Source organism: Agrobacterium vitis (assembly GCF_014926405.1).
Lineage (GTDB): Bacteria > Pseudomonadota > Alphaproteobacteria > Rhizobiales > Rhizobiaceae > Allorhizobium > Allorhizobium vitis_H.
In genome coordinates, this window is record NZ_JACXXJ020000005.1 from 942,631 (window position 1) to 968,812 (window position 26,182).

The 26,182-nt window shown below is 58.0% G+C and carries 23 protein-coding genes and 1 other RNA gene; 12 read left to right on the forward strand and 12 right to left on the reverse strand.

Annotation, left to right across the window (positions count from 1 at the left end):
- Positions 1-80 precede the first annotated feature (80 nt).
- From IEI95_RS15460 to IEI95_RS15470, 3 genes are all read left to right on the forward strand, one after another.
- Positions 81-344, forward strand: a complete 264-nt coding sequence (locus tag IEI95_RS15460) for a DUF2164 domain-containing protein (RefSeq protein ID WP_156533456.1) — start codon at positions 81-83, stop codon at positions 342-344.
- A gap of 217 nt (positions 345-561) precedes the next feature.
- Positions 562-2,169, forward strand: coding sequence for an L-aspartate oxidase (nadB, locus tag IEI95_RS15465; RefSeq protein WP_156533455.1), 1,608 nt, complete (start codon positions 562-564; stop codon positions 2,167-2,169).
- An 11-nt stretch (positions 2,170-2,180) separates the two neighbouring features.
- Positions 2,181-2,915 (forward strand): sulfite exporter TauE/SafE family protein, encoded by a 735-nt coding sequence (locus IEI95_RS15470; protein WP_156533454.1) that lies wholly within the window; start codon positions 2,181-2,183, stop codon positions 2,913-2,915.
- Positions 2,916-2,968: 53 nt separating this feature from the next.
- Here IEI95_RS15470 and panB read toward each other — a convergent pair whose 3' ends face one another.
- From panB to pncA, 3 genes are read right to left on the reverse strand one after another with little or no spacing between them, the layout of a single operon-like run.
- Entirely contained in the window at positions 2,969-3,793 is an 825-nt protein-coding gene (gene panB / locus IEI95_RS15475; RefSeq protein WP_194416686.1) for a 3-methyl-2-oxobutanoate hydroxymethyltransferase, read from the reverse strand.
- Positions 3,790-4,659, reverse strand: a complete 870-nt coding sequence (gene panC / locus IEI95_RS15480; protein WP_156533453.1) for a pantoate--beta-alanine ligase — start codon at positions 4,657-4,659, stop codon at positions 3,790-3,792. Before panC ends, panB begins: the two co-directional genes overlap by 4 nt.
- Before the next feature lie 44 nt (positions 4,660-4,703).
- A complete protein-coding gene (pncA, locus tag IEI95_RS15485) occupies positions 4,704-5,330 on the reverse strand; it encodes a bifunctional nicotinamidase/pyrazinamidase (protein WP_156533452.1) in 627 nt (208 codons plus the stop codon).
- A gap of 202 nt (positions 5,331-5,532) precedes the next feature.
- Between pncA and IEI95_RS15490 the strand changes: the two genes are divergently transcribed.
- Positions 5,533-7,866 carry a glucose/quinate/shikimate family membrane-bound PQQ-dependent dehydrogenase gene (locus IEI95_RS15490; protein ID WP_156533451.1) on the forward strand — a complete coding sequence of 778 codons (2,334 nt, stop codon included), beginning with the start codon at positions 5,533-5,535 and terminating at the stop codon, positions 7,864-7,866.
- A 385-nt stretch (positions 7,867-8,251) separates the two neighbouring features.
- A complete protein-coding gene (locus IEI95_RS15495; protein WP_041696784.1) occupies positions 8,252-8,533 on the forward strand; it encodes a DUF6074 family protein in 282 nt (93 codons plus the stop codon).
- Positions 8,534-8,756: 223 nt separating this feature from the next.
- Here IEI95_RS15495 and IEI95_RS15500 read toward each other — a convergent pair whose 3' ends face one another.
- From IEI95_RS15500 to IEI95_RS15515, 4 genes are all read right to left on the reverse strand, one after another.
- The gene (locus IEI95_RS15500; RefSeq protein ID WP_156533450.1) at positions 8,757-9,179 is read right to left on the reverse strand and encodes a type II toxin-antitoxin system VapC family toxin; all 423 of its coding nucleotides are present in this window, start codon (positions 9,177-9,179) and stop codon (positions 8,757-8,759) included.
- Positions 9,176-9,430 carry a type II toxin-antitoxin system prevent-host-death family antitoxin gene (locus IEI95_RS15505; protein WP_156533449.1) on the reverse strand — a complete coding sequence of 85 codons (255 nt, stop codon included), beginning with the start codon at positions 9,428-9,430 and terminating at the stop codon, positions 9,176-9,178. Before IEI95_RS15505 ends, IEI95_RS15500 begins: the two co-directional genes overlap by 4 nt.
- A gap of 160 nt (positions 9,431-9,590) precedes the next feature.
- The gene (locus IEI95_RS15510) at positions 9,591-10,601 is read right to left on the reverse strand and encodes a DUF4917 family protein (protein ID WP_194416687.1); all 1,011 of its coding nucleotides are present in this window, start codon (positions 10,599-10,601) and stop codon (positions 9,591-9,593) included.
- Between the two features lie 66 nt (positions 10,602-10,667).
- Positions 10,668-13,208, reverse strand: a complete 2,541-nt coding sequence (locus tag IEI95_RS15515; protein ID WP_156533447.1) for an ATP-dependent helicase — start codon at positions 13,206-13,208, stop codon at positions 10,668-10,670.
- 310 nt (positions 13,209-13,518) lie between these two features.
- On the opposite strand from IEI95_RS15515, the gene pstS reads away from it, so the two are divergent.
- From pstS to IEI95_RS15545, 6 genes are all read left to right on the forward strand, one after another.
- Positions 13,519-14,568: a phosphate ABC transporter substrate-binding protein PstS gene (pstS, locus tag IEI95_RS15520; RefSeq protein WP_071206570.1), complete on the forward strand. Its 1,050-nt coding sequence runs from the start codon at positions 13,519-13,521 to the stop codon at positions 14,566-14,568.
- A 99-nt stretch (positions 14,569-14,667) separates the two neighbouring features.
- Positions 14,668-15,642, forward strand: a complete 975-nt coding sequence (gene pstC, locus IEI95_RS15525; protein WP_156533446.1) for a phosphate ABC transporter permease subunit PstC — start codon at positions 14,668-14,670, stop codon at positions 15,640-15,642.
- A gap of 9 nt (positions 15,643-15,651) precedes the next feature.
- Complete coding sequence (gene pstA, locus IEI95_RS15530) at positions 15,652-16,503, forward strand: phosphate ABC transporter permease PstA (protein ID WP_156533445.1); 852 nt, start codon at positions 15,652-15,654, stop codon at positions 16,501-16,503.
- Between the two features lie 36 nt (positions 16,504-16,539).
- A complete protein-coding gene (gene pstB, locus IEI95_RS15535) occupies positions 16,540-17,340 on the forward strand; it encodes a phosphate ABC transporter ATP-binding protein PstB (protein WP_156533444.1) in 801 nt (266 codons plus the stop codon).
- 120 nt (positions 17,341-17,460) lie between these two features.
- Positions 17,461-18,870 (forward strand): FAD-binding oxidoreductase, encoded by a 1,410-nt coding sequence (locus tag IEI95_RS15540; protein WP_156533443.1) that lies wholly within the window; start codon positions 17,461-17,463, stop codon positions 18,868-18,870.
- 88 nt (positions 18,871-18,958) lie between these two features.
- Positions 18,959-22,648, forward strand: a complete 3,690-nt coding sequence (locus IEI95_RS15545; RefSeq protein ID WP_156533442.1) for an AsmA family protein — start codon at positions 18,959-18,961, stop codon at positions 22,646-22,648.
- 155 nt (positions 22,649-22,803) lie between these two features.
- Here IEI95_RS15545 and IEI95_RS15550 read toward each other — a convergent pair whose 3' ends face one another.
- The 5 genes from IEI95_RS15550 to ssrA form a co-directional block, all read right to left on the reverse strand.
- Positions 22,804-23,082, reverse strand: a complete 279-nt coding sequence (locus IEI95_RS15550) for a hypothetical protein (protein ID WP_015916457.1) — start codon at positions 23,080-23,082, stop codon at positions 22,804-22,806.
- 332 nt (positions 23,083-23,414) lie between these two features.
- Positions 23,415-23,639: a ribbon-helix-helix domain-containing protein gene (locus tag IEI95_RS15555; RefSeq protein WP_071206616.1), complete on the reverse strand. Its 225-nt coding sequence runs from the start codon at positions 23,637-23,639 to the stop codon at positions 23,415-23,417.
- A gap of 125 nt (positions 23,640-23,764) precedes the next feature.
- Entirely contained in the window at positions 23,765-23,977 is a 213-nt protein-coding gene (locus tag IEI95_RS15560; protein WP_194416688.1) for a DUF4169 family protein, read from the reverse strand.
- Between the two features lie 26 nt (positions 23,978-24,003).
- Positions 24,004-24,513 carry an SspB family protein gene (locus IEI95_RS15565; protein ID WP_015916454.1) on the reverse strand — a complete coding sequence of 170 codons (510 nt, stop codon included), beginning with the start codon at positions 24,511-24,513 and terminating at the stop codon, positions 24,004-24,006.
- Between the two features lie 287 nt (positions 24,514-24,800).
- Positions 24,801-25,168: a transfer-messenger RNA gene (gene ssrA / locus IEI95_RS15570) on the reverse strand.
- 151 nt (positions 25,169-25,319) lie between these two features.
- Between ssrA and IEI95_RS15575 the strand changes: the two genes are divergently transcribed.
- Positions 25,320-26,114, forward strand: a complete 795-nt coding sequence (locus IEI95_RS15575; RefSeq protein WP_156533439.1) for a thymidylate synthase — start codon at positions 25,320-25,322, stop codon at positions 26,112-26,114.
- The last annotated feature ends 68 nt before the right edge of the window (positions 26,115-26,182 follow it).

A 26,182-nucleotide genomic window follows, 5' to 3' on the forward strand; every position in this document is an offset into this window, starting at 1 on the left:
CTGCGTTGATTTCCATTGATGCGTGCTCGTTGTCATGCCCTATTCCAGCTGACCATTCTTGTCGAAAAGGAACGTTGTGAATGCCGAAGCCCGATGATGTGAAAGCGGATTTTTCAAAAGACGAACTGGCTCTGCTGGTCTCACGACTGCAAAAACACTTGGCGAGTGAGCATGAGGTCGAGCTTGGACGGTTCGAGGTCGAAAACCTGATCGATTTTCTGGCCGGAACGGTCGGTGTGCATTTCTACAACAGAGGCCTTGCCGACGCCCAGACCCTGCTGGCCGAGCAGATCGATCGCTTCAATGACGGGATCTATCAATTGGAGCGGACGGTGGCGTCTTGAGGGGCGTCTTGAGGTTTGCGCCATGGTGGGCGTATTTTTTCTGATAAATTTGTTTGATTGAAAAATGGGCATAATGCAATTAAAAGGGGCATTTTTCGTTGACTTGATGCTTTCTAGAATTTAAAGCGCACCCTATTGATCTGGCAACCTTTGCGAGTATTTGACGCATGGGAATTGTCGAAGCGCCTGATCTGCTTTTTTCCGGGGGGAGTGGAATATGATGTTTTCAGACGGGACTGAGGATTATTACGACGTTCTGGTGATTGGCGCCGGATTGGCAGGGCAGACGCTGGCGTTATCTGTGGCGGGGGAAAAGCGGGTTCTCATCGTCTGCAAATCCGATCTCGGGTCTGCCGCATCGAATTATGCCCAGGGTGGCATTTCTGCGGTCTATGCCGATGATGACACCCATGACAAGCATGTCAGCGATACGTTGATTGCCGGATGTCATCTGAACGACATCGACAATACCCGCTATATTGTTGAGAATGGTCGTAAAGCTGTCGATTGGCTGATCGAGCAAGGCGTTCCATTCACCAAACAGGATGGCGACTATCACCTGACCCGCGAAGGCGGCCATGGCGAACGGCGCATTTTGCATGTCGATGACATGACCGGTCGCGGAATTCAGACCAGCCTGACCTCCCATCTTCTCTCTCATCCCAACATCACCGTGCTTGAGAATTGCGCAGTCACGGATCTCATCCGGGGCGACGCCGAGAAAAACACCTGCATTGGCGCGGTCTTGATTGATCTGAAGGGTGTCGAGCGCCGCATCGCTGCCAGTTTCACGGTTTTGGCCACAGGTGGCGTCGGCCCGATTTTCTCTCATACGACATCGCCAGCTCAATCGATCGGTGACGGTATTCCTCTGGCCTGGAGAATGGGTTGCCGTGTCGCCAACCTGGAGTTCATGCAGTTCCATCCAACCTGCATGTACTATCCCGGAGGTGACGCCTTTCTGATCACGGAGGCCGTTCGGGGCGAAGGTGGCATTCTGACGCTTCCCGATGGGTACCGCTTCATGGCCGATTATGATGAGCGCGCAGAGCTTGCGCCAAGAGATGTGGTCTCCAGAGCCATTTACAGCGAGATGAAGAAAAACGGCATTCCATCCGTCAATCTCGACATCAGCCATAAGCCAGCGGAATTCATCAAGGGTCATTTCCCGAACATCTACCAGAAGTGTCTGGAGCGGGGGATCGATATGACGAAGGAGCCAATCCCGGTGACGCCCGCTTCGCATTATACCTGCGGTGGTGTCTATGCCGAGATAGACGGACGAACGGATGTCGATCGCCTGTATTGCCTCGGGGAAGCCGCCTATACCGGCTTGCACGGCGCCAACCGGCTTGCATCCAACTCCCTGCTGGAATGTGTGGTCATGGCACGGGCCGCGTCACTGGATATCTTGAGCGGCAGCGACCTGCTGAACGTCTCGCTGGCACCGGCCAAACAGCATCCGCATATCATGGCGGCGGATGGAATGAAGCGTGATGCCATGGTGCTGATCAAGCAGGAAATCAGAACCGTGATGTGGAATTATGTTGGTATTGTCCGCAGCCTGGATTCGCTTCACGCGGCCCGCAGAAGGATTGACCTGCTTCATTCGGAAGTCGAGGCGATGTTGACATCGCATCCCCACTCTTTCGACCTCAGCGACTTGCACAACATGGTGGTGACGGCGCGGATTGTCATCGACAGCGCCTTGTTGCGGTCTGAAAGTCGCGGCTGTCATTACAACAGCGACTTTCCAAATTCTCGTCAGGAGTCCGGCCCTACCGTCCTCTGCTTGGCTGACCAACACGCCAGCGTCGCGGCATAGGATTAAACACGATGTTGATGAGTGTTATAGGCGTTCCCTTCGGCGCGTTGCTCGGGACGGCGGGAGGCTTCCTGGGAACCGGAGGCGGGACATTTGCAATCCCGCTCCTGGTTTTATTTGCGGCCTATGACCAGAAGCTGGCCCAAGGGACAGCTTTGGTCATGGTTGTCACCAATGTTCTCTATGCCCTGGTGAAATACCGCAACAAGGGCAGCTTCGATCTCAAGACGGCCCTTGTGCTGGCTGTCAGTGGCAGCGTCACGTCGGCGATCAGCTCTCTCTGGGCCTTATCGCTGTCGAGCGAGACATTGAAGCTCTGGTATGGCGTGTTTTTGATGTTGCTCGCGGCGTTTGTCGCCATCACGCGAAACATAAAATTCGTCTCACATGGCCTTGATTATCGATGGGCCTTCTTGCCAGGCGCGATTGGCGGCATATCGCTCGGCTTGTTTGGGGTGGGAGGCGCCATGCTGGCCGTTCCCTTGTTGGTGATGTTCTACGGGCATTCCCAGGTTCGGGCGCAAGGCTTGGGACTGGCGCTGGCGCTGCCGGGATGCAGCATCAGCCTGATGCAATACGGCTATTATGGCCATGTCGATTGGACCCTCGGCCTCATGTTGGCAATCGGCGGGCTTTTAGGCGTGCCAGCAGGCGTTCATTTGGCCCATAAGGTTGATGAACGCACCCTGGTTCTGTCGTTTTGCACATTGCTGATTGCAGCGGGCCTGCTTGTCATCGTCAAATAGCCGCAGCACCTCGCGCCGGATGAAGGCGCGAGGTGCTGCCGTCTCTTTAGCGGTTACGATTTACGCGGCTGGAACGTATGCTCCGGCCCGGGAAATTGCCGCGACTTAACCTCGGTCGCATAGTCTTCCACGGCCTTTGAAATCACCCCGGCCAGTTCGGCATAATGCTTGACGAAGCGCGGTTTGAAATCGTTGAACAGGCCCAGCATGTCGTCCGAGACCAGGATCTGGCCATCGCAGGCAGGCGAGGCGCCGATGCCGATGGTGGGGATGGCAAGGGTCTGGGTTATGTCCCGCGCCAAAGGCTCCACGGTGCCTTCGATGACCAGCGCGAAAGCGCCTGCCTTGGCTATGGCGGTGGCGTCGGCCCGGATCTTGTCGGCTTCCGCCTCATCATGGCCTTTGGAGCGGTAGCCGCCTGATGTGTTGACCTGCTGCGGCATCAGCCCGACATGGCCCAGCACGGGAATGCCGCGCTCCACCAGAAAGGCGACGGTCTCGGCCATTTCCGTGCCGCCTTCCAGCTTGATGCCATCGCAGCCGGTTTCCTTCATGATCCGTGCCGCATTGCGGAAGGCCTGTTCCCTGGATTCCTGATAGGAGCCGAACGGCATATCGACGATCACGCAGGCGTGATTGACTCCACGTAACACGGCTTGCCCATGGGCAATCATCATCTCCAGGGTGACGCCAACCGTGGTGTCCAACCCGTACAGCACCATGCCAAGGCTGTCGCCGACCAGCAGCAGATCGCAATGCGCATCCATCAGCCGCGCCATCGGCGTGGTATAGGCGGTGAGGGAGACAATTGGGCGCTGATGCTTCAGCGCGGCAATGGTGGTGGGCGTCAGGCGTTTCTGGCGGGGCGGGGCGCTCACTCGGCGGCTTCCTTCTTGCTTTTGATGGTGATGACCCGGTTATCCAGCAGCTTGGTCGTGCCGATCTGCACGTAAAGCAGCACCAGAAACGGCTGGTCCAGGTGGGGCAGAGTGGCCAGCGTATCGGGGTGACGCACGGCGACCACATCGGGCTTTGCCTGCGGCTCCCGGGCAATGAAGGCGGCAAGGGCTGCTTCCATCTCCGCCGCATCGCGCATACCGGCGCGATAGAGCCGTTCCGCCTCATCCAGCGCCTTTGGCACGATGGTGGCGGCAGCGCGCTGCTCCTCGGTCAGGTAGACATTGCGCGATGAGCAGGCCAGCCCATCGGCCTCGCGCACGGTTGCCACCGGCACGACACGCACCGGCATGGCGAGATCGTCCACCATGCGACGGATGATTGCCACCTGCTGATAATCCTTCTCGCCAAAATAGGCGGCATTCGGCTGGACGATGTTGAACAGCTTGGTGACGACGGTTGCCACCCCAGCAAAATGGCCGGGCCGGGCCTTGCCTTCCAGCTCACCGCCAAGCCCAGGCAGATCAACAACAGTCTCCATCGGACGCGGATACATGTCGGCCACGCCAGGCGCGAACAGGAAATCGACGCCTGCCGCCTCCAGCATTCCACTGTCGCGGGCGAGATCGCGGGGGTATTTCTCCAGATCCTCGCCCTTGCCAAATTGCAGCGGGTTGACGAAGATCGACACAACGGTCACGGCATTTTCGGCCTTGGCTTGGGCGACCAGCGTCAGGTGACCCTTATGCAGATAGCCCATGGTCGGCACGAAGCCGATGGATTTTCCAGCCTTGCGGCATGCGTCGAGCCTTTGGCGCAGCGCTGCAATCGTGTTGATAATCTCCATGGCGGCCCTCCCGAACCCATTCTTTTTGCAGGTGCAGATGTTTCTTAGGCGAGGACATCCGCGCTGGTGATAAGCCTTGCGCCGTGAGCCTGCATGTCGGCAATCGCCGCCTCCACCGTCTGCGGATCGATGCCCCGGCTGCCATCGATAATCAAGCGCACCGTCACGCCCGGCAGCATGTCCAGCGCATCCAGCACGGAAAACTTGACGCAGTAATCGGTGGCAAGGCCCATGACATCCAGTTCGGTGACGCCATTGTCGATCAGCCAGGTGCCAAGGCCGGTCAGGGCAGACTGATCGTTGTCGCGGAACGCCGAATAGCTATCCACCAGCGGATTCAGCCCTTTCTTCTGCACATGATCAATCCGGGAGAGGTCGAGGCCGGGGTGAAACTCGGCATCCACGGTCCCCTGTACGCAATGGTCCGGCCACATCATCTGCGGCTTTCCGGAAAGGGTACCCAGTTCGAAAACCTTGGCGCCGGGATGCTGGGAGGCGAAGCTGCCGTGATTGGCCGGATGCCAGTCCTGCGAGGCGACGATCAGGTCATAGGCCCCGCTGGCCATTAGGGCATTGGCGATTGGGACGATCTGATCGCCTTCCGCCACCGGCAGATTGCCGCCCGGGCAAAAGCCGTTCTGGATATCGATGAGAAGCAGCGCCTTGGTCATGATCCCTCCTGCTGATTTTGCGCCAGACCATGGCAAGGCCGATCGATGCGCGCAAGGGTATGGGTAAGAGTATTTGGTCTCAAAATTTGATTTGCCGGTAAGATCGGTAGGAACCTAACGGTCGCTCATGCGTTTGCAGTTTACCTATGCGTAAATTTTTGACGCAGCCCCGCTTATTTTCAACATGCATCGGATTTGTCCTATGATCCTCATCGTTACAGCGGTCGTTTTCGCCGTCATCGGGCTCGCGCTCGGCGGCGGAGGCGGCTATCTCCTGTCGCTCGGCGGTAGCCCGTTTTACCTCATCGCCGGTCTTGCCTTCATTCTCGTTGCACTGCTGCTGGTGATGCGCAAGGCGGCTGCTCTGTGGATCTATGGGCTGTTCATTCTCGGCTGCCTGGGCTGGGCGATCTGGGAGGTCGGCTTCGACTGGTGGCAGCTTGGCACGCGCGGCGGGCTGGTTATCGTGCTCGGCTTTGTGCTGCTATTGCCCGCCGTCCGCCGCAGGCTTGGACCGCTGCACCGCCGCGAAGGCGGCATTGCCGCCAGCGCCTGGCCGGTAGCGCTGCCGGTGCTGGTCGCGCTCGTTGTCGCGGGCTATTCGATGACCCAGGACCCCTATGACAAGCCCGGCACGCTGCCGATGGATGTGGCCAGCGCAACGCCCTCCTATGGCGGCGACATGGCCGATGGCGAATGGCATCAATATGGCCGCACACCCTATGGTCAGCGATATTCGCCGCTCAGCCAAATCACCACCGACAATGTCAAGACGCTGAAGACCGCCTGGACCTACCAGACCGGCGATGTGAAACTGCCCGGCGATGTTGGCGAGACCACCTATCAGGTCACGCCGCTGAAAGTGGGCGACACGCTCTATCTCTGCACCCCGCACAATTGGGCCATTGCCGTGGATGCGGCGACCGGCAAGCAGAAATGGAAATATGACCCCAATGTCGGCCTGAACCCGGATCGCCAGCACCAGACCTGCCGTGGTGTCACCTATTATGCCGATCCCGCGGCCACAGCTGGTGCGCCCTGCGCCACCCGCGTCTATCTTCCGACCTCGGATGCACGACTGATCGCGCTCGATGCCGCCAATGGCAACGTCTGCGAGAGCTTTGCCGACAAGGGTACGCTGCATCTGGAACAGGGCATGCCCTATAATCCGGCTGGCTATTACTATTCCACTTCTCCGCCGGTGATTGCGGCTGGCAAGATCATCATTGGTGGGGCGGTCAACGACAACTATTCCACCAAGGAACAATCCGGCGTGATCCGCGCCTTCGACGTCCAGACCGGCGCGCTGGTGTGGAACTGGGACAGCGGCAATCCGGGCCAGACCCAACCGCTGCCCGAAGGCCAGACATACACCGCCAACTCGCCGAATAGCTGGTCAGTATTCTCGGTCGATGAACAGTTGGGCCTCGTCTATATCCCGCTTGGCAATCAGGTGCCGGACCAGTTGGGCATGAACCGCAGCGCCAATGTGGAGAAATATTCTTCCTCGGTCGTGGCGCTGGACCTCAATACCGGTGCCGACCGGTGGGTACAGCAATTCGTCCATCACGATCTCTGGGACATGGATGTTCCCGCCCAGCCCGTGCTGCTCGATATTACCCGCGAAGGCACCACTGTTCCGGCGCTCGTTGCCTCCACCAAGCAGGGCGATGTCTATGTGCTGGACCGGCGCACCGGCCAGCCGATCATTCCGATCAAGGAACTTCCAGCCCCCGGCGGCACTATTCCAGAAGATCATGCCTCGCCAACCCAGCCGATTTCGGCCTTAAGCTTCCGTCCACCGAAGCTGGAAGAGCGCAATATGTGGGGCGTGACGCTGCTCGATCAGCTGGCCTGCCGCATCAAATTCCATCAGTTGCGCTATGACGGCCAATATACCCCGCCATCGTTGCAGGGCTCGATCATCTATCCCGGCAATTTCGGCACGTTCAACTGGGGTTCGGTTGCTGTCGATCCGGAAAAACAGGTGATGTTCGGCATGCCGACCTATCTGGCCTTCACCTCGCAGCTTGTGCCGCGTGATCAGGTTCCGGCCAAGGGCCAGGGCGAAAAAGGCTCTGAACAGGGGCTGAACCGCAATGATGGCGCACCTTATGCTGTCAAGATGGGTCCGTTCCTGTCGCCCATCGGCGTTCCCTGCCAGGCCCCGCCATGGGGTACGGTTGCCGCTGTCGATCTGAAGACCGGCAAGATCGCCTATCAGCACCGCAATGGCACCGTGCACGACATGACACCGCTGCCGCTCCCCTTCACGGTCGGCGTACCCGGTATCGGCGGGCCGATGATTACCAAGGGTGGCGTCGCTTTCCTCGGTGCTGCCGTCGATAATTATCTGCGTGCCTATGACCTCGCCACCGGCAAGGTTCTCTGGGAAGGCAGGCTTCCGGCTGGCGGCCAGGCGACACCGATGAGCTACGAGCTGAACGGCAAGCAATATGTTGTGATGGTTGCAGGCGGCCACGGCTCTATTGGTACCAAGCCGGGGGATTACGTGATCGCCTATACGCTGCCGTAAATCACGGAAGGCATGACAATCTCCTGACCTCACATGGAGTTCAGGGGGGGCTTATTGAGTGCCAGGTTTAGCTTCGCCCCCCTCATCCGCCTGCCGGCACCTTCTCCCCCCAATCCTCAGAAAAAGAAGGGGGAGAAGAGGGCAGGAGCCGCAACGCTTGTTGCCTCCTCTCCCCAGCGGGGAGAGGTCCGCTGAGCGAAGCGGAAGCGGGGTGAGGGGGCGGTACGCACTGACCTTTACCAGATACGAGGAAAGCGGACCCCTGCCGGCTTTGACCGGGAGGGGTCTTCTTTTGAAACAATTGATTCAAATGTCCTTCCGCTACGGCAACCAAACCTTAACCATGAAGCCGTAAAACGAATCATCAGTATAAAGGATGGTTCGTATGCCCAACACTGCCGCCAAGCTTGAGCCCGTCGCCTCGACGCTGGCCTTCTTCCCGCTGGCCAGCCGCCGTGACATGGTGCGCGGTGCCGCCGTGACACTGGACCGCCTGCAAGGCAACGATGCCACCATCTACTGGCGCGCCACCTGCCGCCAGCTCGGCGCCGAACTCCTCGACCTCGGCTGCCCCGAAGACGTCATGCGCGGCGAGATCATGAATTTCCAGGACGCCGTGCAAATGGAACTGATGTGGCTGCATCGGAATGAAGAAGCGCTGGGCTGAGCGTAACGGGTTATCAAGGATGACTCGAGACTGCTGGCAAATTATGCATTTATCCTCGACGTCATGCTCGGTCTTGTGCCGAGCATCTAAGCACGTTAATTTACTCCAACAACGTCAATGACTTATTTGGCGACAGCAGACCCTCGGGGGCAGGCCCGAGGGTGACGAAATGCCGAGATCTGGGTTTGTCAATAAACTGGGTCATCAAGGATGACTGTTCACGTCACGCAGCCCAAGGGTTGATCAGCACGACGCCGGTCCCCTCAAAATCCTGAATATTGCGTGTCACAACTGCTAGCCCATGCACCAAGGCCGTCGCTGCGATAAGCGCATCACTCTCGTTACGGCGATCCGGGATATGCAGATGGGCGCAGCGCGTCGCCACTGCATCGTCGATAACCAGAATTCGTTCGGCAAATTCTGGACGAACCCGACCATCCATCCATGTCCGCAAACGAGAACCCTGCGCCGCATCGCGCCGCTGAAGGCTCAATATGCCACGCTCCAGTTCCAGGATGGTAATCGCTGAAATGAACAGGGTGCGAGAATCCTGCGCACCAATCCATTCCGTCACATTCCGGTCTGCCTTGCCATCTCCCACTTTGCGCAGTTCCGAGACGACATTCGTGTCCAGCAGATAGTTCAAGACAAATCGACCTCGCGGCCCGAAACCATGACGCGCGGCGGATCGAAATCGATGGACGACAAGCCGGGCATGGACAGAGCCTCAACAAGGTTACGGCGTTTGCCGGTCAACCGCTCGAAATCCTCATAGGTCATCAGCACATGCGATGGTCTGCCGCGATCCGTAATGACAACAGGCCCCGTCTCAGCAGCGCGTTTTGCGCGGCTGACGTCTTGATTGAGTTCTCGGCTGGTTAAACAGTTTGCGGCCATTGCAGCCTCCATGTAGGTATGTAACTACATATAGCCTTTGTCTGTATTTGATGCAAGACTGAAGTGCTTCTGAATTTTGAAAGTGGTACGGCTGGTGGCTGATCGATTGAAGCGCCACCAGCATTTCATTGGGTCCAGAACAGCTTTACCAATCCCCGTTTTACCAGCACAAAACCGTGCTTGCAGGGTATGTATGAAGCTTTAAATTGCTGTCATCTCTATTTACATGGGCTCTCAGTTGAAGCAGTTTTCCTTCGATTGCATCTCGGCTGCTGTTAAACGATGCATAAATATTCTTAATTTCTTCATTTCTAAATATTTTTTCTATAATATGGCCGTCGGATGCTAAATCCATTGAATGGCCAAATATGAAGAAATTCTCCTTCGCGGTTCCGATTTTTTCAAAGGCATAATTTAAGTAAAAGCTCTTTCTAATTGCTTTTAATTTTTGACTGTGTGAGCCATCGCTAACAAATAAGGGGAAGCTGCCCTGCTCCATGTTGTTTGTTATTATTTCTAGTAATTTTTTTTCTTTAATTGCCGCTTGCGGTTTTAAAACATCACCGTTTTCTTCAAATAAAAATAAAGCGTCATGAGGAAAAAGAAAATTCACGGGCTTTGGACACATGTCTCCAAGGAAGTACACACTGCCATTATCCGGTGCGCCAAAGCCGTCAGCGAATTTACCCTTAGTTGGCGAGTTTGTGAACCATCTTAGCAATGCCCAGTACAATAAGGCATCGTAGTTCAGGGAGTAGACGCAACCTTCATCTTCGAAAAAAGACGATAAAAATTTTTGTATGTTTTTGCATTGATCGTCAGTTACGCAATTTTTGTCTTCCGGATGCGTGTTTTTTACAGCCTCAATCAGATTGTTTTTCAATTCTTCTATTTTCTGATCTAATTCTTTTGCAAAATCATCATTTCCAAGCTCATGTGATATATTTCGTGCGATCAAGATAGCGCCGGCAACAGTTTCAAAGTCTTTTGTATTGAGTGCTTTGAATATTGCTGCGATTTTTGGATTATTATCTTCGAAATTTGCCGCATCGAACAATTTTGCGTACTTAAAGTTATCGCTAAAAGCGATGCTTAGCCCGTTGCCTACAAGCAGATTTTTCTGACCAATTGCCTGGTTCACTGCCTCATCATATGTGTTGAACGCCGTCATATGTGCCCCCTAGTGCAATCTATTGATTGCCATCTAGGGTTTAAATATTAAAAATTTCCCTCAAGGCTATGCCCGCTCCACAAACCCATCGAGCACCCGCTTTTGCCCCGCCCGGTCAAAATCAATCGTCAGCTTATTCCCCTCGACGACAGACACATTGCCATTGCCAAATTTGATGTGGAACACGCGGTCGCCGACTGTGAACTTTGATGGTTCGGTGCTGGTGGACTTGGCGACTAACTGGCCGTCTATGGTTTGGCCGCGGGGGCCGCTTTCGCCGTAGCCGATGCGTTCCACCGCGTGGCCGGAGCGGCTGCCCCAGTTTTCGCGGGTGGCGTCGGTTTTGTTGGCCTGGGCGCGTTTCCAGCCGGGGGTGGAGTAGGAATTGGTGAAAGGTTCCTGCTTATCGAAGCGGGATTGGCCGTAGCCGCCGCGTCCATAGCCGCCGTAGCTGGTTTCCACTTCGGCCACTTCCACATGGGCGGGCGGCAGTTCATCCAGGAAGCGCGACGGCATGGTCGATTGCCACAGGCCATGGATGCGCCGGTTGGAAACGAACCACAGGTGGCAGCGGCGCTTGGCGCGTGTCAGGCCGACATAGGCCAGCCGCCGTTCTTCCTCCAGCGCGGCGCGTCCGCCTTCGTCCAGCGCGCGCTGATGCGGAAATAGGCCTTCTTCCCAGCCGGGGAGGAACACGGTCTCAAATTCCAGCCCCTTGGCGGAATGCAGCGTCATGATCGATACGGCGTCGAGATTTTCGTTGGTCTCGGCATCCATCACCAGCGAGACATGCTCCATGAAGCTGCGCATGCTCTCGAAGGCTTCCATCGAGCGGATCAGTTCCTTCAGGTTTTCCAGCCGCCCCGGTGCTTCCGCCGATTTGTCGTTCTGCCACATGGCCGTATAGCCGCTCTCGTCGAGGATCTGCTCGGCCAATTCGGTATGCGGCGTGTTTTCCAGCAGATCCTGCCAGCGGCGGAAATCCGTCACCACGTCAAACAACGCCTTGCGCGCCTTCGGCTTCAGCTCATCGGTCTCGATGATGTCGGACGCCGCTGCCAGCATCGGAATGTCTCGTTTGCGGGCATAGTCATGCAGGGTGCGCACCGTGGTGTCGCCCAGACCGCGCTTTGGCGTGTTGACAATCCGCTCGAAGGCCAGGTCGTCAGCGGGCTGGCAGACCATACGGAAATAGGCCATGGCATCGCGGATTTCCAATCGCTCGTAAAAGCGCGGGCCGCCGATAACCCGATAGTTCAGCCCAAGCGTCACGAACCGGTCTTCAAACTCGCGCATCTGGAAGGAGGCGCGCACCAGAATGGCCATATCGTTGAGCTTATGCTGGTTGCGTTGCAGCTGCTCGATTTCCTCGCCAACCGCACGGGCTTCCTCTTCGGAATCCCAGGCGGCATGCACCACGACTTTTTCGTCGTTCGGATCGACCCGGTCGGTAAACAGCGTCTTACCCAGACGCCCCTCGTTATGGGCAATCAGAAAACCGGCAGCGCCGAGAATATGCTCCGTCGAGCGGTAATTCCGCTCCAGCTTGATGACTTTTGCGCCCGGAAAATCCTTCTCGAAGCGCAGGATGTTGTCCACTTCGGCGCCACGCCAGCCATAGATCGACTGGTCATCATCGCCGACGCAGCAAATATTCACTGTGCCGTTTGTGACCTTGCCGTCAGCGGCTTTGGTGCTTGGCCGCTGTGCCAACAGCCGCAGCCACATATATTGCGCCGTGTTGGTGTCCTGATACTCATCGACCAGGATAAAGCGGAAGCGCTGGTGATAGTCCTTCAGCACATCCGGGTTGGCGCGGAACATGCGGATGGGGTGGAGCAGAAGATCGCCGAAATCGCAGGCATTCAGGCTTTTCAGCCGGGCCTGGTAGGCGGCGTAAAGCTCGCGGCCCTTGCCATTGCCAAAGGCACGGGCGTCGCCCTCGGGGATCTGCGCGGGGTCGAGGCCTTTGTTTTTCCAGCCGTCGATCATTCCGGCAAACATCTTGGCGGGCCAGCGCTTGTCGTCCAGCCCTTCGGCCTGGATGATCTGCTTGATCAGCCGCACCACGTCATCGGTATCGAGAATGGTGAAATCCGAGGTCAGGCCGACCAGTTCGGCATGGCGGCGCAAGAGCTTGACGCCGATGGAGTGGAATGTGCCAAGCCAGGGCATGCCTTCGACTGCACCGCCAACCAGAACGCCGACGCGCTCTTTCATCTCGCGGGCCGCCTTGTTGGTGAAGGTGACGGAGAGGATCTGGCTTGGGAAAGCGCGGCCGGTGGCCAGAATATGGGCGATACGGGTGGTCAACACTCGCGTCTTGCCGGTGCCGGCACCCGCCAGCACCAGAACGGGACCATCAAGGGTTTCGACCGCTTCACGCTGTTCCGGGTTGAGGCCTGCGAGGTAATCCGGATTGCGGTTCTGGTCGCGCGCGGCCATGGCACGCGCCGCGATGCCCAATCCGCCCCCAGCTTTGGTGCTTGCCGCAGGGCTGCCTTCCTGTTGGGGCGCAGGCGCATCCGTGGCTTTCGCTCCTTTTGCGGAGGTCCGGGGTGCAGGCTCTTCGTCAAAGAAGGGGATATCGTCAAAACCGTTGCTCATGCCCTTCAATGTAGTGATTCTACCTTGAAAGGCCAGTGAAAACGTTCTTGTTTCATTCCAATCCCGGCAGCGGGACGGTGAATTGAGAAAAAACAGGCGGGAAGAGGGGAAGGGAAACCTGATTGCAAATGGAAGGAAAATCACGCCAACTTTACGCTTATGGGCCTGAAAATCACAGCCGCGTGATGCCGCTCGCTGGCCGGAATTTTGTCACGAAAGCTTCATGGAAGCGACTTAGGCCAATGCCAGTGTCGCTCGAAAAGCCGCTGGGGCTTTAAGAGATTGCTCGACGAACACGGGGATTATTCCGATGACTTTCATGAAAAAGATCGCCACGGGTGCGGCGCTTGCCGCCTTTTCGGTCGCCTTTACCGGTGCGGCTTTTGCTGCCGACATTTCCGGTGCCGGTTCCAGCTTCATCTACCCTGTGTTTTCCAAATGGGGTGAAGCCTACAAAGCCAAGACCGGCATCAGCCTGAATTACCAGTCCATCGGTTCGGGCGGCGGCATCAAGCAGGTTGAAGCCAAGACCGTGACCTTCGGCGCTACTGACAAGCCGCTGAGCGACGAAGAACTCACCAAGAACGGCCTGACCCAGTTTCCGATGGTGATGGGCGGCATCGTGCCGATGTACAATATCGAAGGCGTCAAGCCGGGCGAGTTGGTGCTGGATGGCAAGGCGCTCGAAGGCATCTATATGGGCACGATCACCAAGTGGAACGACCCGGCGATTGCAGCCCTCAACAAGGGCGTTAAGCTGCCCGACCAGGCCATCGTTGTCGTGCATCGCGCCGATGGCTCCGGCACGACCTTCAACTTCACGGATTACCTCAGCAAGGTTTCCGCTGATTGGAAGAGCAAGATCGGCTCCGACACCGCTGTTGAGTGGCCGGTCGGCATCGGCGCCAAGGGTTCTGAAGGTGTTGCCAACACGGTCAAGCAGACCGCTGGCGCCATCGGCTATAACGAATATGCCTATGTGATCCAGAATAAGCTCGGCTATGCCAAGATGAAGAATGACGCGGGCAAGGTGGTCGAGCCTTCGCTGGACAGCTTTGCCGCTGCCGCTGCCAATGCCGATTGGGCCGGTGCCAAGAATTTCAACGTCGTCATCACCAATCAGCCCGGCGAAAAGAGCTGGCCGATTGCTGCTTCCACCTGGGTGCTGATCCATAAGGACCCTGCCGACAAGGACGCGACCGAAGCCGCCCTGAAGTTCTTCGCCTGGGCCTACAAGGATGGCACCGGCGAAGCCAAGGCGCTGGAATATGTGGCTATTCCGAAGCCGGTGGTGAAGCTGATCGAAAACTCCTGGGACAGCATCCAGAAGGACGGCAAGCCGGTCTTCAAGGCGATGTAATCGCCGCTGGTCTTTCTCTTCCAAAAACAGCGGACGGTCATCGCCCGCTGTTTGCATATTTGAACCACTCCGCTGCCTCGTCCCTTCGGAAAGCCCTGCATGACTGCCACCCATCAACCGACCATCAGCGAGGACGAAGCCCGGTCCACTGCCGCCAAGCGGGTGCGCTTTGCCGATGCATTGTTCATCCGCGCCACCTGGCTTTGCGCCATGCTGGTGATGGTGGCGCTTCTCGGTGTTTTCCTGTCACTGCTGATCGAATCCCTGCCGACCTGGCGTGAATTCGGCATATCCTTTCTGTGGAACGAACGCTGGAGTCCGGCCAAGGACATTTACGGGGCAGCCGCTCCGATTTACGGCACGTTGATTACCTCGGTCATCGGGCTTGTTATTGGCGTTCCCGTCAGTTTCGGCATCGCCATCTTTCTCACCGAAATGTGCCCGCCGCTGCTGCAACGGCCCATCGGCACGGCCATCGAGCTTCTGGCGGGTATTCCCAGCATTATTTACGGGCTCTGGGGCTTCTTCGTGCTGGCGCCGGTCATGCAATCCGTGGTGCAGCCCGCTTTGATCGCCACATTCGGAAATGTGCCTGTTCTCGGCCTGCTGTTTAGCGGCGCACCCTATGGCATCGGTCTTCTGACGGCGGGGATCGTGCTGGCGATCATGGTCATTCCGTTCATCACGTCTGTCACCCGCGACGTGTTCGGCACGGTGCCGGTGCTGCTCAGGGAATCGGCCTATGGCATGGGCATGACCACCTGGGAAGTCGTCTTCCACATCATCATTCCCTATACCCGGCGCGGCTTGATCGGCGGCGTCATGCTGGGCCTTGGCCGGGCGCTGGGCGAAACCATGGCAGTCACCTTCGTGATCGGCAATTCGCACCGGATCGCCACCTCGCTGTTGTCGCCCGCCACCACGATTTCCGCCTCGATTGCCAATGAGTTTTCCGAGGCGACGTCGGATCTCTATACGTCCAGTCTGGTGGCGCTTGGTCTCATCCTGTTCTTCATCACCTTTGCAGTGCTGGCGCTTGCCAAGTGGCTCATCGGGCGCAGTGAAAGTTTTTGAGGCCAGCCGATGTCGATTGTTTCTCGCCGCTATCTCGTCAACCGTATCGCCCTTGGCCTGTCGCTGGCCTCGGCCATTCTTGGTCTCGCCGTTCTGGCGGCAATCCTTTGGACGCTGTTCAGCAATGGTCTGCAAGCGATCACGCTTGACCTTTTCACCAAGATGACGCCGCCGCCCGGCTCCGATGGCGGTCTTGCCAATGCCATCTACGGCTCATTTATGATGACGCTACTGGCAACCGTGGTGGCAACGCCAATCGGTATCCTGGCCGGTACCTATCTTGCGGAATACGGGCGCGGCACGAAGCTTGGCACGGTGGCGATCTTCGTCAACGATATCCTGCTGGCCGCACCGTCCATCGTCATCGGCCTGTTTGTCTATACGCTGCTGGTCGTGCCGTTCCGGCATTTCTCCGGCTATGCCGGGGCCGCCTCGCTGGCGTTGATTGCCATTCCGGTCATCAACCGCACCACGCAGGATATGCTGGCGCTGGTGCCGGATGCGATGCGTGAGGCGGCGGCAGCACTTGGCGCGCCCCGCTGGAAAATCATGACCTCGGTAATCTGGCGCAGCGCCCGCTCCGGCATGTTGACCGGCGTGCTGCTGGCTGTCGCGCGTATCAGCGGCGAGACCGCGCCTTTGCTGTTTACCGCGCTCAACAATCAATACTGGACCGCCGATCTCAGTCAGCCGATTGCCAATCTGCCGGTGGTGATCTTCCAGTTTGCCATGAGCCCCTATGAGGATTGGCAGCGGTTAGCCTGGGGCGGGGCGCTGTTGATCACGGTGACGATCCTGTTTTTGAATATCGTCGCACGAAGCCTGTCGGCGGGGCTATTCTTCGGAAAGAAGGAAAGATAGATGCAAATGTCTGACACGGGTACAAGGACGCCCCTGATGCGCGCGCCTCTGCAAGCCTTCAATCCGTCCGATATCGGCCGCCCTATCAAGGTTGAGGCCAAGCAGCTGTCATTTTATTACCAGAACGGCTATCAGGCGATCAAAAATGTCGATCTCGGCCTGCGTGACCGCACGGTCACCGCCTTTATCGGCCCGTCAGGCTGTGGGAAATCCACCCTGCTGCGGATTTTCAACCGGATGTACGATCTTTATCCGGGTCAAAAGGTGACGGGTGAGGTTTTGCTCGACGGACGCGATATTCTCAACCCATCCGAAGACCTGAACCGGCTGCGCGCCAAGATCGGCATGGTTTTCCAAAAGCCGACGCCGTTTCCAATGTCGATCTATGAGAATATCGCCTTCGGCATCCGCCTTTATGAAAAGCTGTCCAAGCCGGATATGGATCATCGCGTTGAAGCAGCACTTCAGGAAGCAGCACTTTGGAGTGAGGTGAAGGACAAGCTGCACCAGAGCGGCCTTGGTCTTTCCGGTGGCCAGCAGCAGCGCCTGTGCATTGCCCGCGCCATTGCCGTCAAGCCGTCCGTGCTGCTGCTGGACGAGCCAGCCTCGGCGCTCGATCCGATCTCGACCAGCAAGCTGGAAGAATTGATCGAAACCCTACGGTCCACCTATTGTATCGCCATCGTCACCCACAATCTGCATCAGGCGGCGCGCATTTCGCAATATACAGCCTTCATGTATCTGGGCGAACTGGTGGAATTCGACCGCACCGAGGTGATTTTCAGCGCCCCTGGTGACCAGCGTACCAGCGACTATGTCACCGGGCGGTTCGGCTGACTGTTCTTTTAACCCTGACATGATATCGGCATTTCCTGCCGCAATGACTGGACAAGCCTGTCTGCTCTGGCCATACCTGCAACCAATTGACAAAATGGTTCGAGATGCAGGGAGACGGGCATGAGCAGGAAGGATGTCGTGGCGGGAATGCGCAACGAAGAGGGGATTGCACTCGTTCTGGATCTGCTCAAGCAGTCCTTCGGCGAGCGGTTCCAGACCGGCCAGTCCTTCCGGGAACAACATGCCCACACCACCACCTATCTGCCGGCGCAATTGCCCGATGGGGTGGTTTTCGTCGAAAGCGCCGAGGACGTGAAGACCGTGGTGCGGATCTGCACCCAGCATAAGGTGCCGATGGTGCCGTTCGGGGTTGGCTCTTCGCTGGAGGGGCAGGTCAATGCGGCGCATGGCGGCATTTCCATCGATTTCACCCGGATGGACACGGTTCTCGAGGTCAATGCCGAGGATCTCGACTGCACCGTTCAGCCCGGCGTGACGCGCGAGGCGCTGAACACCTATCTGCGCGATACCGGTCTATTCTTCCCCATTGATCCCGGTGCCAATGCCTCGATCGGCGGCATGGCCTCGACCCGTGCTTCCGGCACCAATGCGGTGCGCTATGGTACGATGAAGGACAATGTCATGGCACTGACAGTGGTGACCGCCAATGGCGAAGAAATCCGCACCGCCCACCGCGCCCGTAAATCCTCGGCGGGCTATGATCTGACCCGGCTGTTTGTAGGTGCTGAAGGCACGCTGGGCGTGATCACCTCGATCACCCTCAAACTGCAAGGCATCCCGGAAAAGATCGGTGGCGGTGTCTGCGCCTTTGCCGATGTCAAATCGGCCTGCGATGCTGTGATCATGACCATCCAGATGGGCATTCCCGTGGCGCGGATCGAGCTGCTCGACGCCATGCAGGTCCGGGCCTGCAATGCCTATTCCAACCTTAGCCTGCCGGAAAGGCCGACGCTGTTTCTGGAGTTTCATGGCACGGAGCAGACGGTGGCCCTGCAGGCGGAGCAATTCGCCGCCATTGCCGAGGAATATGGGGCCGAAGACCTGCGCTTCACCTCCGATCCGCAGGAGCGCGCCCAACTGTGGAAGGCACGTCACAACGCCTATTGGGCAGGCCGGGCGCTTGCCCCGGAATTGGCGGGCTTGTCGACCGATGTCTGCGTACCGATCTCCAGGCTGGCGGAATGCGTGGCTGAAACCCAGGCCGATATTGCCGAGACCGGGCTTCTGGCGCCGATTGTCGGCCATGTCGGCGATGGCAATTTCCATCTGCTGATCCTGTTTGACGACAAGGACGCCGAAAATGTCGATAAGGTGGAGGCGTTCATGGCGCGGCTGAACGAGCGGGCGCTGGCCATGGACGGCACCTGCACTGGCGAACATGGGGTCGGCCAGGGCAAGATGTCCTATCTGGAAGCAGAGCTTGGCGGTGCATTGGATGTGATGCGTCAGGTAAAGCGTGGACTGGACCCCGACAATCTGTTTAATCCGGGCAAGATCTTCCGGCTTTGATCCGCAGGCTTAAAGCCGTTACGATAATGAGTAAGCCGTTATGATAACGGGCATGAAACAACAACATGAAACAACATAGGGAGTCGCAGTGCTAGGCAGACTGTTCATCGCGTTTGGCGGATTGGTCGTGGTGGCGCTGTTTGCCGCGCTTCTGGCGCCGCTTTTCGTCAACTGGACGGATTTCCGCAAGGATTTCGAGGATCAGGCCAGCCGTCTTCTTGGTAAAAAGGTGGTGGTCCACGGCGCTGTCGAGGCGCGTATCCTGCCGTTTCCGTCGATCACGATGAATGACGTCACCGTCGGGCCGGGTACTGACGGCAAGACGCTGGCGCATGTGGCGCGGTTTTCCATGGATGCCGAGCTTGCGCCGTTTCTGTCCGGCGAAGCACGGATTTTCGCCATGCGGATCGAGCAGCCGAATGTGCGGCTGAGATTGTTGCCGGACGGTTCGCTGGATTGGTTGCAGGGCAGCCAGCCAAGCCTGCCGGGCCGCAATGTCGTGCTGGAAAAGGTGACGGTCGTCGATGGTGCCGTGACCCTGGTCGATCAGCAGACAGGCCGCACCCGTGAGATCAGCGGTCTCAATGCCGATATGACGGCCCGCTCGCTGGCTGGTCCCTGGACGGTGTTGGGGCAGGGGGCGCTGGATGGCCAGTCCGGCAATTTCTCGCTGTCCAGCCTTCAGCCGGATCCGGCCAAGGGGGCCGTGCCGGTGAAAATCCATATCGCCCCGGATGCGACGCCCGTCGATATCGACCTGTCCGGCGATCTCGCGCTTGTCGACAAGCGTCCGACATTGCAGGGTAGCTTCCTGGCTGCCTTGCGCGCCAATGTTGAGGACGGTCAGGTCAGCGCACCAATGGGCAATCCGGTGCTGCCGCCGCGCATCAAGGGCAAGTTCGAACTGGCCAATGATCGGGTGCGGATACCGGAATACCGGATGGAAATCGGCGCCAGCGACCAGCCCTATATCATCACCGGCGAGGCGACGCTGGATAGCGGCAAGGCACCGGAATTCTTGCTGACAGCCGAGGGCCAGCAGATTGACGTCGATAAGCTGACGCCCAGCCTGCCCAAGGGCAAGACCGGTCGGCAGATGCAGAATTCCGCCCGTCAGCGCATCCAGTCGCTGATCGCGCTCGCAGACCGGATCCCCATTCCCGACATGCCGGGTCGCGCCAGCCTGAAACTGCCGGCGATTGTCGCTGGCGATACCGTGATCCGGGATATTACCCTGGATTTGCGGCCAGCCGGAACCGGCTGGCAGGTGGACAAGGCGGTTGCCACCCTGCCGGGCCGCACCCAGGCGGAAGCCGCGGGACGGCTACAACTGAAAGGTCAGGCCTCCTTTAACGGTTCGCTGCTGGTTGCCTCTAGCCAACCGTCCGGGCTGGCTTCCTGGCTATCGGGCGATGTTGATCCGGCTATCCGGCAATTGCGTACGGCGGGCTTTTCCGCCAACGTCAACCTGACGTCCGACCTGCAACGGTTCGACAAGCTGGAATTGGCGATCGGGCCAGCCAGCCTGCATGGGCGTCTTGAACGGCAGTCGGCCGATGGCGTCATGCCCAGCCTGTCCTTTGATCTCTCCGGCAATGCCTTCGACTTCGATGCAACGAAAGCGCTGGCTTCGCTGGTATCCGGTGATGCCAGCGACGATGCGCTGCTGAGCCACCAGATCGCCGGTAACATCAAGGTTGATGCGTTTTCGGCCTTCGGCATTACGGCGCGCGATGTGGATGGTCTGTTTACCTACAAGGATGGCGGGTTTTCGGTGCGCAAGCTGGATATTGGCAATCTTGCCGGCGCCAGTATCAAGGCGACGGGCGAGGCCACTGGCTCGCTTGCCGATTATAACGGCAAGGCCCAGGTCATGCTGCATGCTGACGACATCAGCGGATTTCTGGCCATGCTACATCAGCAATTGCCGCAGCATCCGCTGCTGGCCCGGCTGGCTTCCAGTGGGCAATGGTATTCCGATGCCGATATGGTGCTGAATGCCCGTTTCGGCGATGCACAGTATGGCGGCTTGCAGGTCGATCTACAGGGCAAGGCCAATGGCACGGCGGTCGACGCTGCCTATAGGCAGGACAGCCTGTTCGATGTGTTCGACGATTCTGAAAAGAGCTTTTCGCTGACCGCTGCCAATGAAGAACCTTCGGCGCTGCTGGGTCAGCTTGGCTTCGATCCGCTGCCGGTGCCGATGGATGGCGGAGCGAAACTGAGCCTGCAACTGAAACAGCAGGGGACTGCGCCAGCGGATGGCCAGATGTCGCTGACGGCGGGGGCGACCCGGCTTGGGATGAGCGGTACGGTCAATCTCGGCGCGGACCTGTTCTTGCAGGGCAAGGGTAAGGTGGAACTGGCCAGCGACGATATTGCCCCCTTGCTGATCATGAATGCAATCAGTCTTCCCGGTATCGACACCGGTCTGCCGATGACCCTGACAAGCGACATCGAGCGGCAGGGCGACAAGACGCAATTGCGTGATATTAAAGGCGCGGTTGCAGGCGATGGCTTGTCCGGCGCGCTGGTGTTGGAGCCGACGGCTTCTGCGGTTAAAATCAGCGGTGCGGTTGGGCTGGAGACGGTTGATCTTGAGTGGCTGGCATCGACGGTGATCGGCCCGGTCAAGGATCCCGCATCCGATGCGTTATCGGCTGCGAAGGTGCAGACGCCCGTCTGGAGTGACATGCAAATGGACATTGCCCTCAAGGCTGGCACACTCGATCTTGGCCCGCTGCCCGCCGCCCGTGATGTTGCAGCGCGCCTGACGCTGGTGGATGGCGGCATGGCGCTGGAGGATCTGTCCGGCACTCTGTTCGGCGGCGCGCTGTCCGGGCGCATGTCTCTCGCCAACAACCAAGGCACGGCTTTTCTGCGCAGCAGAGTGTCCCTTGCCAATGCCGACTTGGGCAAGATCTGGCCTGACAGCGGCCTGTCCGGTCAAGCTAGGCTACAAGTGATGGCGGAAGGCAGCGGTAGCAGCGCCCAAGGCCTGCTTGGATCGGTCAACGGTTCCGGCCAGGTCGATCTCTCCGCCTTGGCTATCCCGGAACTGGACCTCTCCAGCTTTCCGGCGCTCTCGGCGGCTTTTGGGGCTGCGACCAGTGAGGTGACGCCGGAACAGGTCTCCGCAGCCCTCACACCGCTTTTGGCCCGCGCACCAGCCCGACTGGGCGACGTGACCATGCCGTTTACGCTGAGTGACGGTAAAGCCCGAATGCAGGAGGTTAAAGTACCAGCCAAGGATGCGGCTATCGAGACGCAGGCCGTGGTGACGGTTGCCTCTGGTGACGTCGATGCCAATGTCCAGATCGCCTTCGATCCGGCTACGGCGGTCTCTGCGCCTGGGGAGGCTATCGCAGCCCAGACGGGTTCTGGGCAGGCAACGACAGGAGATGCCGCGCCGACCGTCCACCTGCTGTTGAGCGGCCCTCTCGCTGCGCCCAAGCGGCAGCTGGATGTTCGTGAAATGGCAAGCTACCTATCGCTCCAGGCTTTTGAGCGTGAGCGCCGACGGGTGGAAACATTGCAAGCGGCTGTGTTGGAAAAGCAAAGGCTGCGGCGAGAAGTGGCCTATTATACGGCATTGGCCACGGAGCGTGCGGCGGCGCAGGCCAAGGCTGCGGCAGCGGCGGATGCCGCGGCACGGGCTGCGGAGGCGGCGGCGAGAGCGGCGGATCGTGGTGCTGGCAATGCTGCGCCATCAACACCGCGCGATGGGCCGAATAGTGGTTTTAAACTGGAGTTGCAGGATTTGCCCGGCGTGCAATGACGGGAGCGCAGTAACGGCGGCTTGCTGCCTGATGAGCTTGCTGCGCGCACCCTTGCGGCCTTATGAACTTGGCGCCTGGCGAAAAGACAAAAAAGTACCGCTATGCCATCATGGCAGAGCGGTGCTGCGTCTCGATAGAGATCGATCAGAAAATTTCAGAGAAAGGCTTCGCGCTGGCCAAACGGAGGCATGGCGCCGCCACCCATATTGCCGCCACCGAAATTCGGGAACTTGCCTTCAAAGCCTTCGAAACCCTCAGGTGCGGAACCTTCGGCGGACGACGATGTCTCGGAAGAAGTGCTGGCAGACGCTGTGGTGGTGGTGCTGGTCGATGCTGTCGCGTCGGTGGTGGTCTGCTCTTCGCTAGGCTTCTGCATGCGGCCCATAGGCGGCATCATCGGCATGGACATCTGGGAAGAAACTGCGCTTGTCATATTTGAAATCCTTTTCAAATGAAGTTGGCGCTGTTGGAGGGGGCGTATCGGGTGGAGAAATTCTGCACCATTCCCGGGCGTCCTGCAGCTTTCAGCGCAGCCTGACCATAGTAGTCGTTCCCTAATGAAACGTTATTCAACATAACCTTTGTCCGGAGATGTCGGTCGGATTAACATAACTTTACTTCATAGGCCCCTGAAACGGACCAGCTTGGTTAACCAGGCAGTAAACTGGAATACGACAGGCCCCTGGTGGGGCATATAAAATGCCCAAATTGTCGCGTTGGCGAATCGATTGCCGAATCACTGGCCCATTTACGGGCAAGCGCATTTCAATGCGAATCGGAACCCGATTGTTTGAGCCATTCCAGCACATAGAGCCGCAGCGCTGAGGAGAGATTGCAATCAGCCGGGCGTTTGCTGTCAATATCGGCAATCAATGCAGCAATCGCAACATTGCGGCTTTCTGCAATCGCCCGAATTTCCTGCCAGAAGGCATCTTCCAGAGAAAAGCTGGTGCGATGGCCATGCAGGGAAATAGAATGTTTGCGGATCAGCGGCATAGACTGCGCCATTCAGGGGACATAAAAAGGCAAGCAACTGGTTTGGCACGTCCGCATCCTGGCTTGGGCAATGTTGGCTTGGACAGTGCTGGCAGGAGCAATAGAAACAAACGTCGCTTTCAGCCCTGTTCGTCGGGCGCAGGACTGGTCGGTGTCGGTTCCAGCTTTGAATTTTCGAGAGCAGCGCGGGCCTTGTCGTTCAGTGCGCTGGTCAGATTTTTCTCAGCCTTGCTTCGCCCGAAACTCACGCGGTTCTGATCCGCGATCTTTTCCTTTTCGGTGCGCGCTTTGGCTTTCCTGACCTGACGCAGATTAACGACTTCGCCCGACATGCGCTGCTTTCCTTGGCTGCCCCGCCTTACTGCTTCTTTCGAAACGCATCCAGGGAGACGACAGAGCCTTCCTTCTTTTCGCCTTCCGGCTTGTCGGCAGCGCCATCCTCGGATTTTTCCGATTCGGCGGCCAGCGGATAGGCGGTGATTTCGGCAGAGTTTTCGTCTTCTTCCACCTGCGGCACATCGAATTCCAGTTCAAAATTCACCGAAGGATCGTAGAAGCCGCGAATGGCGTTGAAAGGAATGACCAGTTTTTCCGGCGTGTCGGAGAAGGATAGGCCCACTTCGAACAGGCTATCGGTGACCTTCAGGTCCCAGAACTGGTGCTGGATGACGATGGTCATCTGCTCGGCATATTTCGCCTTGAGGTGCTGTGAGATGCGCACACCCGGAGCGCCCGTCAGGAAGGTGATGAAAAAATGATGTTCGCCCGGCAGCCGGCCCGTTGCGGCGACTTCGGTCAGCACCTTGCGGATAACGCCGCGCAATGCGTCCTGAGCCAGAATGTCGTAACGGATGTGGTCCTGCCCCATATGGTCCTGTCTTTCTTCTGCGTCCGGTCATGTGCATCACGAATGATGCGCGGGTCTGTTGTTTATAAGCCATGCAAGGCTTTGGCGCAAAGCCCGATTCCGCTTCTATCTATATCACTATAAATCAAACTCAAGGGTGAGGGTAGGGGCGCGGCTCAGGACGAGACAAGGAGCCAGGGGAGAACGCGCCAATGGTTGGATCGCAAGTACGCATCGGATGACAAGCCATTCCGCCGTCAGGCACGGCATTGGTCAGCGCCAGGCAAGGGGATATCAAGGAGGGAGAAAGTGGAGGTTTCTGTTGCCAGGTACCTCCGAACCCCGCCTTACGGTGCTACCCGTAAGGACTTAGTTTGGGTTTCTGGCACCGCGATTAAGCAGCGACAGCGTAACCCTGAGCGTTGTTGTCATTTGCAACTACACTTGTGACCCGATGACGGTGGTATCATGCCGAGCAAAAGTTCGATCTTTACGCCCTTGTCGATCCTATTTCGCCCCCATCAAAAGCCGGTCATAAAGACCGACCGGTTTTTGGTGGAGGCGCCGGGTACCGCCCCCGGGTCCAATAGGTTTATTTCACCGACCGTTTATTGCCATAGCCGATGCAAGCACCGGCAAGGGGGATATAGGTGTTTTCCGCACGGATGAAAAGACCGGCATCACCTGAATTTAACGGGTTCGTGACAAATGCAGATAATACCCTTGGAAATGCTGGGATATGACGGTGTTTGATGCTGTTTCGACTTCCGTTGGCACGGGTTTCGGAGGTAAAGCTTGTTTCAAACGACAAACGGCAGGCACCGACCATGAAGCAATATCTCGATCTCCTGCAGCATGTGATGGAAAACGGCTCCGACCGTGGCGATCGCACCGGCACCGGCACGCGCTCGGTGTTTGGGTATCAGATGCGGTTTGACCTGGCGGAGGGCTTTCCGGTCCTGACCACCAAGAAGCTGCATTTGCGCTCGATCATCCATGAACTCCTGTGGTTTTTGAAGGGCGATACCAATATTGCCTATCTCAAGGAAAACGGCGTTTCCATCTGGGACGAGTGGGCCGATGAAAACGGCGATCTCGGACCGGTCTACGGTGCGCAGTGGCGCTCCTGGCCAAAGCCCGGCGGTGGCCATATCGACCAGATCGCCAATCTCGTCGAGAACATCAAGACCAACCCCAATTCTCGTCGCCATATCGTCTCGGCCTGGAACCCGGCCGAGGTGGACGAGATGGCGCTGCCGCCCTGCCATTGCCTATTCCAGTTCTATGTGGCCGATGGCAAGCTCTCGTGCCAGCTCTACCAGCGCTCCGCTGATATTTTCCTCGGCGTCCCCTTCAATATCGCTTCCTATGCGCTGCTGACCATGATGGTGGCGCAGGTGACGGGGCTGAAAGCCGGCGATTTCATTCATACGCTGGGGGATGCGCATCTCTACGCCAATCACTTCGAGCAGGCCCGGTTGCAATTGACCCGGCAGCCGAAACCCTTGCCGGTGATGCGGATCAATCCAGACGTGAAGGATGTTTTCGGCTTTGCCTTCGAGGACTTCAGCCTGGAAAATTATAGTGCCGATCCCGTCATCAAGGCGCCGATTGCCGTGTGATACAAAGTCTCTGACATGCTCACGCATCCTCGCCTGGAAGGCATTGCAAACATCTCAAATGCTTGCAC

Bases quoted from the DNA above. Each gene is read 5' to 3' on its own strand.
- IEI95_RS15460 (WP_156533456.1), top strand. From the start codon at position 81: ATGCCGAAGCCCGATGATGTGAAAGCGGATTTTTCAAAAGACGAACTG.
- nadB (WP_156533455.1), top strand. From the start codon at position 562: ATGATGTTTTCAGACGGGACTGAGGATTATTACGACGTTCTGGTGATT.
- IEI95_RS15470 (WP_156533454.1), top strand. From the start codon at position 2,181: ATGTTGATGAGTGTTATAGGCGTTCCCTTCGGCGCGTTGCTCGGGACG.
- panC (WP_156533453.1), bottom strand. From the start codon at position 4,659: ATGGAGATTATCAACACGATTGCAGCGCTGCGCCAAAGGCTCGACGCA.
- pncA (WP_156533452.1), bottom strand. From the start codon at position 5,330: ATGACCAAGGCGCTGCTTCTCATCGATATCCAGAACGGCTTTTGCCCG.
- IEI95_RS15490 (WP_156533451.1), top strand. From the start codon at position 5,533: ATGATCCTCATCGTTACAGCGGTCGTTTTCGCCGTCATCGGGCTCGCG.
- IEI95_RS15495 (WP_041696784.1), top strand. From the start codon at position 8,252: ATGCCCAACACTGCCGCCAAGCTTGAGCCCGTCGCCTCGACGCTGGCC.
- IEI95_RS15505 (WP_156533449.1), bottom strand. From the start codon at position 9,430: ATGGCCGCAAACTGTTTAACCAGCCGAGAACTCAATCAAGACGTCAGC.
- IEI95_RS15510 (WP_194416687.1), bottom strand. From the start codon at position 10,601: ATGACGGCGTTCAACACATATGATGAGGCAGTGAACCAGGCAATTGGT.
- IEI95_RS15515 (WP_156533447.1), bottom strand. From the start codon at position 13,208: ATGAGCAACGGTTTTGACGATATCCCCTTCTTTGACGAAGAGCCTGCA.
- pstS (WP_071206570.1), top strand. From the start codon at position 13,519: ATGACTTTCATGAAAAAGATCGCCACGGGTGCGGCGCTTGCCGCCTTT.
- pstC (WP_156533446.1), top strand. From the start codon at position 14,668: ATGACTGCCACCCATCAACCGACCATCAGCGAGGACGAAGCCCGGTCC.
- pstA (WP_156533445.1), top strand. From the start codon at position 15,652: ATGTCGATTGTTTCTCGCCGCTATCTCGTCAACCGTATCGCCCTTGGC.
- pstB (WP_156533444.1), top strand. From the start codon at position 16,540: ATGCGCGCGCCTCTGCAAGCCTTCAATCCGTCCGATATCGGCCGCCCT.
- IEI95_RS15540 (WP_156533443.1), top strand. From the start codon at position 17,461: ATGAGCAGGAAGGATGTCGTGGCGGGAATGCGCAACGAAGAGGGGATT.
- IEI95_RS15550 (WP_015916457.1), bottom strand. From the start codon at position 23,082: ATGACAAGCGCAGTTTCTTCCCAGATGTCCATGCCGATGATGCCGCCT.
- IEI95_RS15560 (WP_194416688.1), bottom strand. From the start codon at position 23,977: ATGTCGGGCGAAGTCGTTAATCTGCGTCAGGTCAGGAAAGCCAAAGCG.
- IEI95_RS15565 (WP_015916454.1), bottom strand. From the start codon at position 24,513: ATGGGGCAGGACCACATCCGTTACGACATTCTGGCTCAGGACGCATTG.
- IEI95_RS15575 (WP_156533439.1), top strand. From the start codon at position 25,320: ATGAAGCAATATCTCGATCTCCTGCAGCATGTGATGGAAAACGGCTCC.